Annotated in this window: 14 protein-coding genes and 4 pseudogenes; all 18 read right to left on the bottom strand. The window is 72.2% G+C overall.

Going from position 1 to position 17,963, the window contains the following annotated elements; all coding sequences use genetic code 11:
- Nucleotides 1-115: 115 nt before the first annotated feature.
- Nucleotides 116-895 carry an exodeoxyribonuclease III gene (locus ACFXB5_RS34250; RefSeq protein WP_201853039.1) on the bottom strand — a complete coding sequence of 260 codons (780 nt, stop codon included), beginning with the start codon at nucleotides 893-895 and terminating at the stop codon, nucleotides 116-118.
- A 42-nt stretch (nucleotides 896-937) separates the two neighbouring features.
- Nucleotides 938-1,585 (bottom strand): MBL fold metallo-hydrolase, encoded by a 648-nt coding sequence (locus ACFXB5_RS34245; RefSeq protein WP_385215341.1) that lies wholly within the window; start codon nucleotides 1,583-1,585, stop codon nucleotides 938-940.
- Between the two features lie 100 nt (nucleotides 1,586-1,685).
- Nucleotides 1,686-2,972, bottom strand: coding sequence for a 4-carboxymuconolactone decarboxylase (gene pcaC, locus ACFXB5_RS34240; RefSeq protein WP_385215338.1), 1,287 nt, complete (start codon nucleotides 2,970-2,972; stop codon nucleotides 1,686-1,688).
- A 65-nt stretch (nucleotides 2,973-3,037) separates the two neighbouring features.
- A complete protein-coding gene (locus ACFXB5_RS34235; RefSeq protein WP_385215335.1) occupies nucleotides 3,038-3,694 on the bottom strand; it encodes a hypothetical protein in 657 nt (218 codons plus the stop codon).
- Complete coding sequence (locus ACFXB5_RS34230; protein ID WP_385215333.1) at nucleotides 3,691-4,845, bottom strand: ROK family glucokinase; 1,155 nt, start codon at nucleotides 4,843-4,845, stop codon at nucleotides 3,691-3,693. Before ACFXB5_RS34230 ends, ACFXB5_RS34235 begins: the two co-directional genes overlap by 4 nt.
- A 289-nt stretch (nucleotides 4,846-5,134) precedes the next feature.
- The gene (locus ACFXB5_RS34225) at nucleotides 5,135-5,992 is read right to left on the bottom strand and encodes an ATP-binding cassette domain-containing protein (protein ID WP_385215331.1); all 858 of its coding nucleotides are present in this window, start codon (nucleotides 5,990-5,992) and stop codon (nucleotides 5,135-5,137) included.
- Nucleotides 5,989-7,041, bottom strand: coding sequence for an ABC transporter permease (locus ACFXB5_RS34220; RefSeq protein ID WP_201857315.1), 1,053 nt, complete (start codon nucleotides 7,039-7,041; stop codon nucleotides 5,989-5,991). The genes ACFXB5_RS34225 and ACFXB5_RS34220 overlap by 4 nt, the downstream gene beginning before the upstream one ends.
- Nucleotides 7,038-8,027, bottom strand: coding sequence for a sugar ABC transporter substrate-binding protein (locus tag ACFXB5_RS34215; RefSeq protein WP_385215328.1), 990 nt, complete (start codon nucleotides 8,025-8,027; stop codon nucleotides 7,038-7,040). The genes ACFXB5_RS34220 and ACFXB5_RS34215 overlap by 4 nt, the downstream gene beginning before the upstream one ends.
- Nucleotides 8,028-8,275: 248 nt before the next feature.
- Nucleotides 8,276-9,043 carry a GntR family transcriptional regulator gene (locus ACFXB5_RS34210; protein ID WP_385215361.1) on the bottom strand — a complete coding sequence of 256 codons (768 nt, stop codon included), beginning with the start codon at nucleotides 9,041-9,043 and terminating at the stop codon, nucleotides 8,276-8,278.
- Between the two features lie 111 nt (nucleotides 9,044-9,154).
- Nucleotides 9,155-9,977, bottom strand: a pseudogene (locus ACFXB5_RS34205) (ABC transporter ATP-binding protein).
- A gap of 113 nt (nucleotides 9,978-10,090) precedes the next feature.
- Nucleotides 10,091-11,196, bottom strand: a pseudogene (locus ACFXB5_RS34200) (ABC transporter ATP-binding protein).
- Nucleotides 11,193-11,702, bottom strand: a pseudogene (locus ACFXB5_RS34195) (ABC transporter permease); the annotation flags it as partial. The pseudogenes ACFXB5_RS34195 and ACFXB5_RS34200, both read right to left, overlap by 4 nt.
- Nucleotides 11,703-12,067: 365 nt before the next feature.
- Nucleotides 12,068-13,016, bottom strand: a pseudogene (locus ACFXB5_RS34190) (ABC transporter permease).
- A gap of 295 nt (nucleotides 13,017-13,311) precedes the next feature.
- Complete coding sequence (locus ACFXB5_RS34185; RefSeq protein ID WP_385215325.1) at nucleotides 13,312-13,944, bottom strand: HAAS signaling domain-containing protein; 633 nt, start codon at nucleotides 13,942-13,944, stop codon at nucleotides 13,312-13,314.
- 143 nt (nucleotides 13,945-14,087) lie between these two features.
- Nucleotides 14,088-14,744, bottom strand: coding sequence for a TetR/AcrR family transcriptional regulator (locus ACFXB5_RS34180; protein ID WP_385215323.1), 657 nt, complete (start codon nucleotides 14,742-14,744; stop codon nucleotides 14,088-14,090).
- A 118-nt stretch (nucleotides 14,745-14,862) separates the two neighbouring features.
- Complete coding sequence (locus tag ACFXB5_RS34175; RefSeq protein ID WP_385215320.1) at nucleotides 14,863-15,723, bottom strand: transporter substrate-binding domain-containing protein; 861 nt, start codon at nucleotides 15,721-15,723, stop codon at nucleotides 14,863-14,865.
- Nucleotides 15,724-15,840: 117 nt separating this feature from the next.
- Entirely contained in the window at nucleotides 15,841-16,494 is a 654-nt protein-coding gene (locus ACFXB5_RS34170) for a bifunctional 4-hydroxy-2-oxoglutarate aldolase/2-dehydro-3-deoxy-phosphogluconate aldolase (RefSeq protein WP_262699467.1), read from the bottom strand.
- 219 nt (nucleotides 16,495-16,713) lie between these two features.
- A complete protein-coding gene (locus ACFXB5_RS34165) occupies nucleotides 16,714-17,682 on the bottom strand; it encodes a sugar kinase (protein WP_385215317.1) in 969 nt (322 codons plus the stop codon).
- Between the last annotated feature and the right edge of the window lie 281 nt (nucleotides 17,683-17,963).

Here is a 17,963-nt window from a genome sequence, read left to right as displayed (position 1 = left end):
GGGTGTCTCTAACCCCCGCCGAAACTCCCCGGCTTGGGCCCCCCCGCGGGCCCCCCCCCCCCCCCCCGGCCGCCCCCCCCCCGGGGGGGGGGGGCCCCCCCCCCCCCCCCCCGGGTCACACCTCCAGGTCGACGACGACCGGGGCATGGTCGGAGGCGCCCTTGCCCTTGCGCTCCTCGCGGTCCACATAGGCGTCGCCGACCGCCTTGGCGAACGTCTCGTTCCCGTAGACCAGGTCGATGCGCATGCCGCGGTTCTTGGGGAAGCCCAGCTCGCGGTAGTCCCAGTAGGTGAAGGGGCGGTCGTACTTCAGCGGCCGCGGCATCACATCCGAAAGACCCGACTCGCGCAGCGCCGCCAGGGCCTCGCGCTCCAGGTCCGTCACATGGGTCAGCCCGTCGAAGGCGGAGCGGTCCCAGACGTCCTCGTCGGTCGGCGCCACATTGAAGTCGCCGAGGACCGCGAAGGGGCGCTCACCGGCCGCGTCCCCGGCGACGGCCGTGCGCAGCGCCTCCAGCCAGCGCAGCTTGTAGTCGTAGTGGGGGTGGCCGATCTCCCGGCCGTTGGGCACATAGACCGACCAGAGGCGGACCGGGCCGCAGGTGGCGCCTATCGCCCGCGGCTCCTGGCCGCCGTCGTAGTCCGGGCCGCCGGGGAGGCCCACGGTGACGTCCGCGAGCCCGGCCTTGGAGAGCAGCGCCACTCCGTTCCACCGGCCGGTGGCGTTGACCGCGGCCTCGTAGCCGAGCTCCCGGAGCGGCTCGTACGGAAAGGCGGACTCGGCGCACTTGGTCTCCTGGACGCACAGGACGTCCGTGCCGCTGCTCTCCAGCCAGGCCAGCAGCCGGGGCAGCCGGGCGGTGATCGAATTGACGTTCCAGGTCGCGATGCGCATAGGGCACAACCTACATCCCGGCTCTGACAGCGAGCCCGGCCCTCAGAGGGTGAGGGATTCGCCCGGGGTCAGCCGCAGGTGCTCGGCGCCTTCGGTGCCGGGGCCTTCGGGGCCGAGCATCCGCCCGTAGACCATGTGCGCGACGTCGGACAGCAGGGCGTCGTGGATGTCGATGGCCCGGCGCGGGCCGACCGCGCGGACGTAGTCGAGGATCTCGGCGAACTTGTTCCAGGGGGCGTGCACGGGCAGCATCAGCGTGTCCACCCGCCGCCCGGCGGGCACGGTAAGGGCGTCGCCGGGGTGGAAGAGCACACCGTCCAGCAGATAGCCCACATTGGTGATCCGGGGGATGTCGGGGTGGATGACGGCGTGCAGCTGGCCGTGGACCTCGATGTCGAATCCCGCCGCGTTGAAGCTGTCGCCCTCCCCGATGGTGTTCACCCGCCCGGGGAACGCCGCGGAGATGTGGTGGGAGACGCTGCGGAGCGTCCAGATCTGGGCGCCGGGGTTGTCATCGAGCGCCGTGCGCAGCCGCTCCTCGTTGAAGTGGTCGAAGTGCTCGTGGGTGACCAGGATCGCGTCCGCGCCGACCGCGGCGTCCTCTTCGCTGAAGGCTCCGGGGTCGATGACGAGCGTCTGCTCGTCCTTCTCGATCCGGACGCAGGCATGGCCCTTCTTGGTGAGCTTCATGGAGATCATTGTGCTACCCCGGCCCCTGTTGGCCGCACTGCCCTTCCGGGCTTGTCTCCTCGGCCTTCCGGCCTCGTCAGCCTTCCGGCCTTCGTCCCGCTCAGCCCTCCGGGCTCGTCTCCTCGCGGATGATCCGCTGGGCCACGGCGAAGGCGGAGTTCGCCGTCGGCACCCCGCAGTAGACGCCGGTGTGCAGCAGCACCTCCTTGATCTCGGTGGGGGTGAGCCCGTTGCGCAGCGCGGCCCGGGTGTGGAAGGCGAGTTCGTCGAGGTGGCCGCGGGCGGCGAGGGCGGTGAGGGTGACCACGCTGCGGATCCGCCGGTCGATTCCGGGCCGGGTCCACACCTCGCCCCAGGCGTAGCGGGTGATGAAGTCCTGGAAGTCGCCGGTGAACTCGTCGGCCAGGGACTGCGCGCGGTCCACATGGGCGTCGCCGAGCACCTCGCGGCGCACCTTGATGCCCTGGTCGTACGCGTCGGCGCGGGCGTCCAGGAACGGTTCGGGCACGTTGTGGCCGTACTCGACGACCTCGGCGCCGGGCGGCACGGGCGAGAGCACGGGCTTGGGCGGGGGCGCGGGGATCGCGGTCATCCCGGTCGGGTGGTCCGGGCTCTGCCAGGAGCTGGAGAAGTGGCGCACCAGCAGATCGGTGACGGCCATCGGCTGCTCGACGGGGGTGAGATGGGAGGCGCCGGGGACCAGCGCGAGCCGTGCGTCGGCTATCCCGGCGACCAGGACGCGGGCGTCGGCGGCCGGGGTGACCTGGTCGTCGGCGCCGGCCACCACGAGGGTGGGGACGCCGATCCCGCTGAGCTCGGCGCGGATGTCGAACGCGGCGAGGGCCTCGCAGGCGGCGATGTAGCAGCCGGGGTCGGTGGTGCGGACCATCTGGACGGCCCACTCGACGATGGCGGGCTGGGCGGCGGCGAAGCCGGCGGTGAACCAGCGCTCGGGGGTGGCGCGGGCGATCGGGTCGAGGCCGTTGGTGCGGACCACGACGCCGCGCTGCCGGAAGGAGTCGGCGGTGCCGAAGCGCGGGGAGGCGGAGACGAGGGCGAGTGAGCCCACTCTATGGGGATGTCGCAGGGCGAGTTCGGCGCCGATGGACCCGCCGATCGAGCAGCCCGCGTAGCCGAAGCGCTCGACGCCGAGCTGGTCGAGGGTGGCCAGCAGCCGGGCGGCGAGCTCGGCCACGGAGGGGGCCGGATGGGCGGGGGCGCCGCCGTGGCCGGGGAGGTCGAAGCGGAGGACGCGCCAGTGGCGGGAGAGCTCGGGTATCTGGCGGTCCCACATGTGCCAGGTGGTGCCCAGCGACGGTCCGAGGACGAGCACGGGCCCGTCCTCGGGGCCGTCGGTCCGGTACTGAAGTGTCTTCGTCTCGCTCACCCGAAAACGGTATCCGACATGGGTGGCGGGGCTTTCGGGCGCGATGTACCCAGGATGTGAAGGCCTTACGGCGTAACCGTGGAGACCACGTAAACCTTCGGATGCGTCGGGTTGTCGAACTTGACCGTGATCCTCAGTTTGGGTTCCGGATCTTTCTGCTTGATGACCATCCCCGACCAGTCGTGACCGGGCGCTCCGACCTGCCAACCGACCCTCCTGGCCTGCTCCTTGGTGATGGTCACCTCGCCCTTGTCCAGGGCGGAGCGGCGGGTGCCGAGCTTGGCCAGGAACGAGTCGAGACCATGGCGGGACGTGACGAACTGCACGTACAGCGAGCTGACCTTCCAGGAGTTGGTCTCGTAGAAGGCGACCTTCTTGGAGTACGGCGGCACCGGCACGTCGTATATGCGCCGCTGCACCCGGGTCGGGTAGCCCGCGCTGAGGCCCTTGGCCGACGCCGCCTCCGCCTTGTCCTCACCGCCGTTGCGGCTCTGGAGGGCGGAGATCACCAGATAGCCCGCCGGGATCGCGATCAGCAGGAAGACGACCACGGCCTTGAGCCAGCGGCGGGGCGGACGGCCGCCACCGGGCACGGGCCCACCGGACGTGGGCCCGCCAGGTGTGGGCCCGCCGGACGTGGGGCCGCCAGGTGTGGGTCCGCCGGGGCGCATACCGTCGGCCGGGGGCATCGCGGCGCCGGGCCGCTGGTCGGCGGCGGTCATTCGCGGCCTGCCTGGCCGCGCGGCGCCAGCCGCAGCGGGGAGGAGGACCCGGCGCGCTCGTACCGCTCGACGCGGCGGCGGTTGGCGCGGCGGAAGCGGCGGGCGACCAGCCGGGCGAGGTCGGCGGCGCCGACCATCCCGGCCTCGGGGCCCAGCTGCGCCTTGACGATCCGGGCCTCCGGCCGGTAGCCGCGGCCGGTGAGGGTGCGCCGGAAGGCGTTCCGGGCGGGGTCGATCAGCAGATCGTCGGCGGCGCTGACGCCTCCGCCGATGACGAAGCAGGAGGGGTCGAGGGCGGCGGCGAGATTGGCGATGCCGACGCCGAGCCACTGGCCGATGTCCTGGAGCAGCTCGACGCACATGGCGTCGCCCTGGCGGGCCAGCTCGGTGATCAGCGGCCCGGTGATCTCCTGGATGTTGCCGCCGACCCGGTCGTTGATCCCGTAGGCCACCGGCGATTCGGCGGCGGCCAGTTCACGGGCCTCGCGGACCAGGGCGTTGCCGGAGCTGTACTGCTCCCAGCAGCCGCGGTTGCCGCACGGGCAGCGGTGGCCGGCCGGGACGACCTGCATATGGCCGAACTCCCCGGCGACCCCGTACTTGCCGCGCTTGACCCGGCCGTCCTCCAGGATCGCGCCGCCGATCCCGGTGCCGAGAGTGATCATGACGAGATGGTCCTCGCCGCGTCCGGCGCCGAACCGCCACTCCGCCCACGCGGCGGCGTTGGCGTCGTTGTCGACCAGGACCGGGACGGCGAGCCGCTCGGCGAGCCGGTCGCGCAGCGGTTCATTGCGCCAGGACAGGTGCGGGGCGAACAGCACGCGGTTGCGGTCGGCGTCCACCCAGCCCGCGGCGCCGATGCCCACGGCGTGCACATCGTGCCGGTCGGAGAGGTCCAGCACCAGCTCGGTGATGGTGTCCTCGACGACCTTGGGGCTCTTGGACTTGTCCGGCGTCTCGGTGCGCAGCTTCTCGAGGATGTTGCCGTCGGCGTCGACGACCCCGGCCATCACCTTGGTGCCGCCGATGTCGATGCCGACCGTGGGCACCCGGGGCGCGCTGAGATGCGAGCGGCGCTCACGGGTGCCGACGGTCCGCAGCACGGTGGCCCGGGCCGAGCCCCGGTGCACTCGTTCGCGGTAGATACTCATCAGCCGGCCCCCTCGCCGGTGTGGGGGGTGCGGTCGCTGCGGGTACGTGCTCGCAAGAGTTCGTCGTCCCTGCGGGGGTCTCAGGAGGCCGCGGGGGGCCTCGGCTGCGTCGGTCGTGGCGGGTGTGGCCCGCCGTGCGATTGTGCCTCACCCGCGCCTCATGCCGCATGGTGAGCCTACGGCGCGCGGCCCCCAGGAAGCACCGGAACACGGCCGACGGCCCGGCCGCTCAGCCCTTGGCGAACCCTCTCAACCCTTGGCGGCCCCTCTCAGCCCTTGACGACCCCTCTCAGCCCTTGGCGCCCCCTCCCGACAGGTCGGGGGCGGGGGTGCGGGCCAGCTCATGGCTGAGCTGCTCCAGCTCGCTGCCGCCCGCCATCTGCCGGGTGAGCTCCTCCAGGGCGATCTCGTCCTTGGCGTGGCTGCCCGCCATGGCGCCGCGCTTGAGCAGCACGAAGCGGTCGCCGACGAGATACGCGTGGTGCGGGTTGTGGGTGATGAGGACCACGCCGAGGCCCGCGTCCCGGGCGGCCGCGACGTACTTGAGCACGACGCCGGACTGCTTGACGCCCAGCGCCGCCGTGGGCTCGTCCAGGATGAGCACCTTCGCGCCGAAGTGGACGGCGCGGGCGATGGCCACGCACTGGCGCTGACCGCCGGAGAGGGTGCCGATGGGCTGGTCGACATCGCGCAGATCGATGCCCATGCGCAGCAGTTCGCGGTGGGTCGTGGTGCGCATCGCCTCCACGTCGAGGCGGCGGAGCGGGCCTCGGCCCTTGTGGATCTCCGAGCCCAGGAAGAAGTTCCGCCACACCGGCATCAGCGGGACCACGGCCAGGTCCTGGTAGACCGTGGCGATCCCGCGGTCGAGGGCCTCGCGCGGGGAGCCGAGCCGGGTCTCCTCCCCCTCGATGGCGAGGGTGCCGCCGTCGTGCTGATGCAGCCCGGCGACGATCTTGATAAGGGTGGACTTGCCCGCGCCGTTGTCCCCGAGGACGCAGGTGATCTCCCCGGCGTGCACCTCGAGGGAGACGCCCTCCAGTGCCTTGACGTTGCCGTAGTACTTGCTGATGTCGCTGAGTGCGACCAGGGCCGCCCGCGACGCCGGAGATGTCGGGGATGCCTTGGATGCCTGGGACGTGCTCATTTGCTCTCCTCCGCCCGCTTGCGGACCCACCAGTTGAGCAGCGTGGCGAGCAGCAGCATCGCCCCGAGGAAGAACTTGAACCAGTCGGCGCCCCACTGGGCGTAGACGATGCCCTTGTTGGTCATGCCGAAGATGAACGCGCCGACGGCCGCGCCGGCCGCCGAGCCGTAGCCGCCGGTCAGCAGACAGCCGCCGATGACGGCCGCGATGATGTAGAGCAGCTCATTGCCCACGCCCTCGCCGGACTGGACGACGTCGTAGTTGAACAGCAGATGCTGGCCGGAGATCCAGGCGGCCAGCGCGACACCCAGATAAAGGCCGATCTTGGTGCGCTCCACGGGCACACCGACCGCGCGGGCCGCCTCCTTGGCGCCGCCCACCGCGAAGATCCAGTTCCCGGCGCGGGTGCGCAGCAGGATCCAGGTGGCGAGCGCGATCAGGGCGAACCACCACAGGACGGTGATCTGCACTTCGACGTCCCCGATGGTCAGATGCGAGGCGAAGACCTTACGGGCGGAGGGGAAGCCCTCCATGTCGGAGATGCTCTTGGTGGAGACGGTGTCGCTGATCAGCTTGGTGAAGCCGAGGTTGCAGCCCTGGAGGATCAGGAAGGTGCCGAGGGTGATGATGAAGCTCGGCAGATTGGTGCGGACCAGCAGATAGCCGTTGAAGAACCCGATCGCGAGGGTGGCCAGCAGGGACACCCCGACCCCGACCCACACGTTCGCCGTCATCTGGTACGAGAACATCGAGGAGATCAGCGCCGAGCTGGTCACCAGGACCCCGGTCGACAGATCGAACTCCCCGCCGATCATCAGCAGCGCCACCGGCACCGCCATGATCCCGATGGTCGAGGAGGCGTACAGCACGGTGCTGAAGCTGGACCACTGGAGGAAGGCGTCGGCGACGGCCGAGAAGAAGACGAAGACGGCGACGGCGCCGACGACCGCGCCCAGCTCCGGACGGCCCACAAGCCGGCGCGGCAGCGAGCCGCGCACCGGCCGCGGGGACGAGAGCGTCTCCTCGGCGGGCGGGGCCTCCGCGCTCATCGGGTCCCCCGCTTCGTGTACGACGCGAGCTCGGCGGCGTCGTCCTTGGTGATGATCTGCGGACCGGTCAGCACCGGCCTGCCGCCACCGAGCACATCGGCGTTGTAGCGGTTGAGCCACAGCAGATCCACGGCCTCGTAGCCCTGGAGATACGGCTGCTGGTCCACGGCGAAGCCGAGCGTGCCGTCCTGGAGCGCGGCGGCGACCTTGGCGTTGAGGTCGAAGGTGTCGATCTCGGCCTTGCTGCCCGCCTGGTCGGCGGCCTTGGCGGCGGTGTCCGCGAACGGCGCGCCCAGGGTCAGCACGGTGTCGATGCCCTTGTCCGACTGGAGCTTGGCCTCGATCGAGGACTGCACATCGGGCATGTTGGTGCCCTCGACGTAGATCTTCTCCATCTTGCCGTCGAAGGTCTTGGCCGCGCCGTCACAGCGCTGCTCCAGGCCCACGTTGCCCTGCTCATGGATCACGCACAGCGCCTTCTCGCGGCCCCGCTTGTTGAGCTCGTCGCCGACGGCCTCGCCCGCGATGGTCTCGTCCTGGCCGACGTGGGTGAGCGCGCCGAACGCCTTGGACACCTCGGAGCCGGAGTTGACGGTGATCACCGGTATCCCGGCCTTCTGGGCCTTCTTCATCACGGACTTCATGGCGTCGGGCTTGGCGAGGGTGACGATCAGGCCGTCGACCTTCTGATCGAGGTAGGACTGGACCAGCTGGGCCTGCTCCTTGCCCTCCTCGTTGTGGGCGTAGAGGAACTTGATGTTGTCCTTGACCGCGGCCTGCTTGGCGCCGCTCTGCACGATGTCCCAGAAGGTGTCCCCGTCTCCGGAGTGGGTGACCATCGCGAACGTCCACTTCGGGGTGTTGACCGCCGCCCGTCCCCCGGCGGCCGCCTCCCGGGCGGCCCGCTCCTCGGCCCGCTTGCCGCCCGTATCGCTGCAGCCCGCCAACGCCGTACCCAGCACCGCCGCGAGCACGGCGGCGGTCATAGCGCGTGCCCCTCTCCGCACCGTCGCCACGAAGACCCGCCCTTCTCACTGTGTGTTCGTCCCGCTGTCACCTTCGCGGCCGGGCACCGCATGATCGGTCCCGGCCGCCGCCCAAGTATCCGTCACCGGTCATCGCCGGGGCTGCCGGGGTGGGCGGGGGCCCGGCGCCCGTACGGCTTGAGGACTTGTAGCCGGGGACGCGGGACACGTCAAGGACAAATGGCGCGGCACAAGGGGTGCGGCAGCGCTCAGGGGCGTACGAGCAGCTGGAACTCGAAGGCGTAGCGCGAGGCCCGGTAGGTGTGCGAGCCGAACTCCACGGCCCGGCCGGTGTCGTCGAAGGTCGTGCGCTCCATGGTCAGCAGCGGCGCGCCCTCCGGCTCCCCGAGCTGCTCCCCCTCCTCGGCGGTGGCCGCGCGGGCGCCGACCGCCTGGCGGGCGCTGTGCAGGGTGATCCCGGCCGAGCGCATCAGCCGGTAGAGCCCGGTGTCCTCCAGCTCGGCGCTGTCCAGCTTGAGCAGGCCCACCGGGAGGTGGTTGCGCAGATGGGCCATGGGCTCGCCGTGCGCCAGCCGCAGCCGCTCGATCAGCACCACCTCTTCGCCCTCGGCGACGCCGAGCGCGGCGGCGACCTGGGCGGTCGCGGGCTCGGTGGTGTTCCGCAGCACCTGGGTGGCGGGGCGCTGACCGGCCGCCTCCAGGTCGTCGTAGAGGCTGCTCAGCTCCAGCGGGCGCTTGACCTGACTGTGCACGACCTGGGTGCCCACGCCCCGGCGGCGCACCAGCAGCCCCTTGTCGACCAGCGACGAGATGGCCTGCCGGACGGTGGGGCGGGACAGCCCGAGCCGCCCGGCCAGCTCGATCTCATTGCCCAGCAGGCTCCCGGGCGCCAGCCGCCCCTGCTCGATCGCCGCCTCGAGCTGCTGGGACAGCTGGAAGTACAGCGGGACCGGACTGCTGCGGTCGACGCTGAGCTGAAGCGCCTCCGCCCCGCCCGAAGCGTCTTCTTCCTCCATAGCCACGGGCCGAGGGTATCCGGATGAGCACATGACGGGAAGTCGTGAAGTTCTGTTGTCAGGACAAACTACGCACAGGTGATCAGTCGGAACCGGCAACCCTGCCAGCCGTCACGGCCACGGCCGCCCACCACCGTCCGGCCCCAGCCAGCACCGGGAGCCGTGCCCCGGCCCGACCTGGTCCTCGGGCGGACGCCGCGCACAGGCGTCCATCGCGAACGGACAGCGCGGCCGGAAGCGGCAGCCGTCCCCGGCCACCACCTCGCGCGGCCCGCGCCCGCTCCCGGCCCGCCCCGGAGCTGGGCGCGGCGGCGGCCAGGAGCTGGGTGTAGGGGTGGCGCGGGGCCAGGATCACCTCGTCGCTGGGGCCGCGCTCCACGATCTCGCCGCGGTACATCACCATCACCTCGGACGAGAAGTGCCGGGCGGTGGCCAGATCGTGGGTGACGTAGAGCAGCGCCAGCCCCCGCTCCTCCTTGAGCCGGTCCAGCAGCCCCAGGATCTCCAGCCGGATCGACACATCCAGCATCGACACCGGCTCGTCGGCCAGCAGCACCTCCGGCCCCGGGGCCAGCGCGCGGGCGATCGCGACCCGCTGCCGCTGCCCGCCGGACAGCTCATGCGGCCGCTTGTCCGCCATATCGTCGGCGGGCGTCAGATTCACCGACCGCAGCAGCTCCGCCACCTTCGCCGCCACATCCGCCCCACGCCGCGCCCGCTCGTTGACCAGCAGCGGACGGCGCAGATGGTGGCCGACGGTATGGGCGGGGTTGAGCAAGGCGAACGGATCCTGGAACACCATCTGCACCGCCCCGCGGTACGCCGCGCCGCGGGTGCGCCACGCCCCGCCCAGCCGGATCTCGCCGCCGGTGGGCGCCACCAGCCGGGCCAGCGCCCGCACCACGGTCGACTTCCCGCTCCCGGACTCCCCCACCAACGCGATGGTCCGCCCCGCCGCCGGCGAGAACGAGACGTGGTCCACGGCCCGGAAGGAGCGGCGTCCGCGCTGGGGGTAGTCGACGGTCAGGTCCGTCACGTCGAGCACGGTCACGGCTTGCGCCCTCTCTGCCGGGGTACGACGGGGCCCGGCGCGTCGGTGGGTACGGCAGCGCCCGGCGCGTCAGCTGGGGCTACGAGATGGCAGGCGGCCGCGCCCGCCGGGGCCACCGGCAGCGGCCGGGGCGGGTCGGTGAAGCAGCGGGCGTACGCGTGGTCGCAGCGCGCCGCGAAGGGGCAGCCGGGCAGGTCCTCGCGGAGGTCCGGCGGGGAGCCGGGGATACCGCGCAGCTCGCGGCGCTCCCCCGCCAGGTCGGGGAAGGAGCGCAGCAGGCCCTGGGTGTACGGATGGGCTGGGCCATCAAAGGGGCCTCGCTTCGCGAGTCCGGCAAGGGTGGTGGTGGGAGACGGGCGGGCAATGCGCTCGGCGGGGCCGTGTTCCACGATCGCGCCCGCGTACATCACCGCCAGCCGGTCGCTGATCTCCAGCAGCAGCGACAGATCGTGGGTGATGAAGACGACGCTGAAGCCCAGCTCGTCGCGGAGCCGCTGCACCTCGTCCAGGATCTCGCGCTGCACCACGACGTCGAGGGCCGTCGTGGGCTCGTCCATGATCACGATTTCCGGTTCGAGCGCGAGGGCCATGGCGATGACGACGCGCTGGCGCATCCCGCCGGACAGCTCGTACGGATAGGCGCGACCCGGGCCGGGTCGATGCCGACCATGTCCAGCAGGGCGCGGGCGCGCTCATAGCGTTCGGGGCGGCGCATCGCGGGCCGGTGGGCGCGGAGGATGTCGTCGAACTGCCGGCCCACCGTGGTCACCGGGTTGAGCGCGTTCATGGCGCTCTGGAAGACGATGGAGAGCGTGGACCAGCGGAAGGCGCGCAGGGCGTCGCCCTCAAGCGCCAGCACATCGGTCCCGGTGCCGTCGCGGCCGTAGTGGATCACCCGTCCCCCGGTGAGCCGCGCGGGCGGGCGCAGCATCCGGCCCACCGCGTACGCGAGCGTGGACTTGCCGCAGCCGGACTCCCCCACGATGCCGAGCAGTTCGCCCCGGCGCAGGTCGAAGCCGACGTCGCGGACGGCCCGGGTGGGGCGGGGCCCGTCGTACACCACGTCGAGGTGCTCGGCGCGCAGCACCAGGTCATCGGTCATCGGGTGCCCCTCAGCCGTGGGTCGAGGACCTCGTCGAGGCCGAAGCCGATCAGTGACAGCGCCGTGCCGAGCACGGCGATGCACAGGCCCGGCGGGATGAACCACCACCACGCGCCGCCGGTCAGCGCCTCCGCGTTCTGCGCGAAGTAGAGCATCGTGCCCCAGGTGAGGGTGGATGGGTCGGCGAGGCCGAGGAAGGCCAGCCCGGCCTGGGTGAGGATCGCGAAGATCACCGCGAAGATGAACTGCGAGACGATGATGGCCAGTTCATTGGGGAGGATCTCCACCAGTACGATCCGCCACCGCTTCTCGCCGTAGACCCGCGCCGCCAGGACGTAGTCGCGGGTGCGCAGCGACAGCGTCTGGGCGCGCAGCACCCGGGCGGAGGCTGCCCAGCTGGTGAGGGCGATGACGAGGATGGTGGCCCAGGAGCCGTCGCCCTTGACGTACGCGGAGACCACGATCACCAGCGGCAGGCTGGGGATCACCAGGAGGACGTTGCTGATCAGGGAGAACGTCTCGTCCGCGAGCCCGCCGAGGAAGCCGCCGCCGATGCCGATGACGATGGAGACGGCGGTGGCGAGCAGCGCGGCGGCGCCGCCGATCAGCAGGGTGCCCCGGGCGGAGACCACCAGCTGGGCGAAGACGTCCTGTCCGGTCTGGGTGGTGCCCAGCCAGTGCGCCCCGGAGGGGCCCACGCCCAGGTCCTGGCTGAAGCGGTCGGGGTCGGCCACCAGCCACGGGCCGAGCACGGCGGTGAGGACGAAGGCGGTGAGCACGGCGAGCCCGGCGGTGAAGCGGCGGGAGCGCAGCGCGGGGCGCGGCCGGCCGCGGCCGGTGGCGGCCGGGCGGGGCGGGGTGGCGATGGCGGTTATCGGGCCTGCCTGGTGCGGGGGTCGACGAGGCCGTACACCAGGTCCACCAGGAAGTTGGCGGCGAGCACGGCGAAGGTGATGACGAGGAAGACGGCCTGCATCAACGGCCTGCATCAGCGGATAGTCGGTGTTCTGGACGGCCTGGAGCAGGGTGAAGCCCATGCCCGGATAGGAGAAGACGATCTCCATGACGAGCGATCCGCTGACGATGAAGCCCAGCGAGATGGCGAATCCGGCGACCGACGGCAGCACGGCGTTGCGCGCCGCGTAGCCGACCATGACGGTGCGCGGGGGCAGCCCCTTGGCCTCGGCGGCGGTGACATGGTCCTCGGCGAGGGTGGCGACCATCATGTTGCGCATCCCCAGCATCCAGCCGCCGACCGAGCTGAGCACGATGGTGGCGGCGGGCAACACCGCGTGTTCGGCGGCGGAGAAGAGGAAGGCGCCGTTCCAGCCCATGTCGAGGGTCTCGTCGTAGCCGCCGCCGAGCGGCAGCACACCCCACACCTGGCTGAAGAGGTAGAGCAGCAGCAGCGCCAGCCAGAAGTACGGGATGGCGGCGAGGAAGGTGGTGGAGGGGACGAGGGAGTCGAACCAGCCGCCGCGCCGCCAGCCGGCCAGGGTGCCGAGGGTGATGCCGAGGACGACGCTGATGAGGGTGGCGCCGCCGACCAGGACGAGGGTCCAGGGGACGGCGTCGTCGAGCACATCGGTGACCGGGCTCGGGAAGTACGTGACGGAGAGCCCGAACTCGCCATGGGCGAGCGCCTTCAGATACTCCCCGTACTGGATCAGCAGATTGCCGTGGCCGAGGCCGAGCATATTGGCCAGGGCCTCCTCCTGACCCGGCTGTACGGGTCCGGACTGGGCCATGCGGGCGAGCATCAGCTGCACCGGGTCGCCCGGGATGAGCCGGGGCAGAAAGAAGTTGACGGTGATCGCCATCCATCCGGCGATGGCGTAGAAGCCCAGCTTGCGCAGGACGTAGCGCACGCGGTCGCCTCGCTCCGTACGGGGTGCGGGTGCTGCGGCTCGCGGACGCCGTCCGCTGAGCGCTCCGCTGGAAGTGTCGCGATGCGTCGTCGGCCAACTGCGACGCCGTCGTGGCTGGTCGCCCACGCGGCGGAGCCGCACATCGACACAGCCGCGGCGGAGCCGCACATCGACACAGCCCCGCGCCCCTTCGGGGCGCACCCGAACCGCACCGGAGTTCAGGCCGCTTAGCCGCCGCCCGTCGGCGTCACGCGCCCGCCTGCTCGCGCAGCCGGGCGGCGGACCGGGCCAGCCGTATGGCGCCGACCACGGGCAGGGTGAGCGCTATCAGCAGGGAGGCCACGAACGCGGGGGCGCTGATCCCGTCGAACGCCAGGGAGAACGCCACCGCCAGCATCGGCACCGTCGCCAGGGGCGACAGGACGAACAGCGTGGCCTGCCGCTTCTCACGCCGCGCCCATGGCGCGGACCGCCACAGCCGGACGAGCGCGCCGAGGGCGGCGACCAGCCCCAGGGGTATGCCCACGCCCGGGACCAGGCACAGCGGTACGGGCAGCACGGCGAGGCCGAGCGTCACCCAGGTGGCACCGGCGTCCTCCGGCTCGGGCGGAATGCTGCCGGACTCCTCGGCCAGCGCGTCCGCCGCGATCTCCTCCGGGGTTCCGATCCAGTCGAGCACCTGCCGCACCCGCTCATCTCCGATCGCGGAATCACCGTCCCCGGCGGCATCCTCGGCGAGGTCGTCCGCGAGCGCCGCCGCGATCTCCTCCCTCAGGTCCTCGAGCAGCTCCTCCCGCCACGCGGCGGGAAGCGCCGCGGTCCGCCGCTCGACCGAGGACAGAAAGGTCCGCACGAGGGGGTGGCTGAGGGGGCTGCTCATGTCGTCTCTCCGGGGGCGAGGAAACGGTCACCGGTCCAGGGCATTACAACCGGCATCCGTCAGCGTGTAGCACCCGCACGAGGGCCGCGCCCGGATTCGCGCAAATGCGCATCCTGCTGTGTTCGACAGGCTAGTGGGCCAGGCTAATAGGCCGCCGCCTCCCCCGCGCCACGGGTCATGACCCGGTCCAGTTCGGTCCCGGTGAGCCCGTCGGGCAGCGGGGCGGTGTCGGGGCGGGCGCGCAGGCCGTCCAGGACGAGCGCGGCGATACGGCGGGCGGCGCGCCCCCAGGCCTCGGGCGGGAGTTGGGCGTGGGCGAGTATCGCGCCGGTGACGACGAGGTCGGCGGCGGTGGCGTCGGGGCGGATCGAGCCGTCGCCGACACCTCGCTTCAGGACCGCGGCCAGCGACCGGGAGATCCGCGAACCGAGGGGGTCGGCCCCGTCCGCCAGGAGCGGGCCGGGCGCGCCGAGCAGCGGCAGGGCGAGATGGTGCCGTTCGGCGAGCAGCCCGCGCAGGAAACCGGCCAGCGCGTCCAGCGGCGGTGCCGCGCTGTCCTCGGCCTCCTGGGCGAGGGCGGCCACGAGTTCGTAGGAGCGGCGCACAACGGCCGCGTACAGCTCCTCGCGGTCGGCGAAGTTCCGGTACAGCGTGGCGATGCCGACCCCGGCCTCGCGCGCCACCACGTCCAGCGGCACGGCGGGCCCGTCGCGGAGCAGGACCCGCTCGGCCGCGTCGAGGAGGGCGGCGCGGTTGGCGACGGCGTCCGAGCGGCGGCGCGCGGGCTGGGCGGGACTCATGAGGCCATCTTCCCGCTCCGGGCCCGGTGGAAGGGCGACGGACGCGAGAGTCGTACGGCGATGCCCAGATTTTCGGCCGCTCTGCCGCTCTCGGGTCCGGCGCCGCGTCACCGCGTCATCATCGCTTCATCCACTCATCCTCGTACTTCTTGTACGTACCGTCATGGGTGGCCAGATGGACCCACTGGTCGACGTACTCCTTGAACTGGGCGTCACCGCGCGGCAGTACGTACGCCTTCTCGGAGAAGGAGAACGGCTCGTCCGGGTGGACCGCGCACAGCTCCGGGTGGATCGCGGACTGATAGCGGGTCTCGCTGGCGTCCGTCATCATCACATCGGCGCGGCCCGCGATGATCTCGTCGAAGATCGTGGTGTTGTCCGGATGGACGGTGAGGGTGGCCTGTTTGATATGGGCTCGGGCGAACTGCTCGTTGGTGCCGCCCGGGTTGACCACGACCCGTACGCCGGACTGATCGATCTCCTCCAGCGTCCGGTACTTGTCCTTGTCCGCACAGCGCACGATCGGCGTCTTGCCGTCGGTGAGGTACGGCTCGCTGAAGGACGCCTTACGGGCGCGGGCCAGGGTCACCGACACCCCGCCCATGCCCACGTCACAGCGCCCGGCGACAAGGTCGTCCACCAGGGTGGCCCAGGTGGTGGGCACGTACTTCGGTTTGGCGTCCAGGCTCTTGGCGAGGTCCCCGGCCATCTTGATGTCGATGCCGGTGTAGGCGCCGGACTTGGGGTCGCGATGGCTGAAGGGCCGGTAGTCGCCGGTGGTGCACACCCGCAGCACCCCGCGCTCGGGCACCCGGTCCAGCAGGGTGCCGCGCTGCTGCCGGGCGCGCTCGGCGGCGTTCACCCGCGCCGACTCGGACTTCCGCTCGGGCTTTGAGGTCGTACCAACGGCCAACGCCGAACCGGCGGCGAGGGCGGCGAGCACGGCGGCGAGGGCGGACAGCGTGACGGTACGTCTCACGGCACCTCCTGGGCGCGGGCGGGCGGCATGATCACAGCGCGCTCAGGGTGGCAGAAGTCCCGGCCCACGGGAAGCCGTTGACCGCCGGATGAGATGCGCGGGAGTCGTGTACCGCCGTCAGTACGGCTCGTGCGGCGAGTCCAGCGGGGGCGCCACATCCGCGAGGCGGGCCAGCAGTTCGGCGGCGCGCTTGCCCACGGTGTCCCGGTCGCCCTCGGACAGCGCCGAGCCCATTCCGCACGCGACGGCCCCGGCCGCGATCCAGTCCGGGGCCTCCGCCAGGGTCACCCCGCCGGTGGGGACCACGGCGGCCTGCGGCAGCGCGGCCCGTACGTCGCTGACCCATCTGGGCCCGTAGGCGGAGGCGGGGAAGAGCTTCAGGGCGTCCGCGCCCAGCTCCATCGCGCGCACCGCCTCGGTGGGCGTGGCCACGCCGGGGAAGACCGGCAGACCGTAGCGGTGGCCGGTGCGGATGACCTCTTGGTCCAGGCTCGGCGAGACGAGGAAGCGGGCGCCCGCGTCCACCGCCATCCGGGCCGAGGCGCCATCGAGCACCGTGCCCGCGCCGATCACCGCGTCGTCGCCGACCTCCCGGATCAGGGTGGTGACCGCCTCCAGTGCGAAGGGCGTGGTCAGCGAGATCTCCAGGCTGGTGATACCGGCGGAGAGCAGGCTGTCCGCCGTGGCGTGGGCGTGGTCGTAGCTGTCGCTACGGACGATGGCGAGGACGCGCTGCGCGAGCGCGGCCCGGGTGATCTCCCAGCGGTACACGGCGGTCGCCGCCTTTCCTCTCCCAGGTGCTGCTGGCGATGCCGCCCCGGATTGCCTCCGGGATATGCGGCGGTTTCGGTGTGCGGTGGACGATACGCGGTGCTGTACTGCGCTTGGTGGATCGGTATCTGGTTGTCCGCCTTGCCGGTGCTGCTCTGTGTTGTTGTGATGTGCGCGGCCCCCGCGCTCTCCGGGCGGGCCGTGGGTGCCGTGGTCGGCTCAGCGATATACCGCGTCCCCGCCCTTGGACAGCTCGGCGAGCGCCCGGTCCCGCGCGGCGGCGGTGGGCAGCCCGTCCGTATCGGTGGCGGCCTGGACGACCAGGGCGGCCACACACGCCGCCTCGGCGAGCGCCTGGTCCTCGTGCAGCCCGCGCAGCCGCGCCGACAGATAGCCGGCCGCGAAGCCGTCACCGGCGCCGATCGGGTCGACGACCGGCACCGCGTGGGGCGACTGGTCCCAGCCGCCGTCCGCGGTGAGGACGGTCGAGGAGTGGTCGGCGCGCTTGATCACGACCTCGTCGGCCCCGCCGCGCAGCAGCTCCCGCGCGGCCTCGTCGGCGGGTTGGGCCGTGAGCAGCTCCAACTCCTCCTCCCCCGCGAGGACGATATCGGCTTCGCGCAGCAACGGGCCCGCCGTCTGGGCCCACTGCGCCGCGCCGCCCAGCTTGTGACGTACGTTCGGATCGAAGGACACCTTGGCCCCGGCCTCACGGGCCAGCTCCACCAGGCGGCGGCTCGCGGCCGCCGCGGTCGGCGAGAGCATGGGCGTGATCCCGGACAGATGCAGCAGTTGGGCGCCTTCGAGAGCCTCGGGGCGTATCTGCTCGGGCGTCAGGCGGGAGGCGGCCGAACCCATGCGGTAGTACTGCACATCGATGGCGCGGTACGCGTGACTGTCCCTCATCAGCAGCCCGGTGGGGGCGTGGTCGTCCACGATCGCGTGGGCGACGTCCACACAGTCGGCGCGCAGCTCGCGCAGCACCGCCTCCCCCGCGGGGTCGGCGCCGACCCGGCCGAGCCAGCGCACACCGTGGCCGAGCCGGGCGAGGCCCACGGCCACATTGGATTCGGCTCCCGCCACCGACCTGCGGAAATGCACGGCCCGGTCCAGCGGAACCCCGGGCTCGGCGAGCAGCAGGAGCATTGCCTCCCCGCACGTGACCACTTCCGGACCCTTCGCCACCATGCCTCCCCGCACATCCGCTGCTACCGAGACGGTATCGGGAAGCAACGACAATGGCCCGCGCGGGGTTCCCGGGGCCCGCGGCCGATACGGGGCGGCGGCGGGCGCGGAGGGCGGACCCGGGACGGGGCGGGACCGGGCGAGGGCGGGCGGGACCGGCCGGGGCGGCCGGGCACAGCACCGCGGGCGCCGCCCCCCCCGGGGGGGCCGCGCCCCCGGGCGCGGGGGGGGGGGGGGTACGGGGGGGGCGGCGCCCGCCCCCGCGCACCCCCGGGACCCCCCGC

Origin of the sequence: Streptomyces sp. NPDC059455 (assembly GCF_042750115.1) — a bacterium.
GTDB lineage: Bacteria > Actinomycetota > Actinomycetes > Streptomycetales > Streptomycetaceae > Streptomyces > Streptomyces endocoffeicus.
This window is presented reverse-complemented; position numbering and strand designations above follow the sequence as displayed.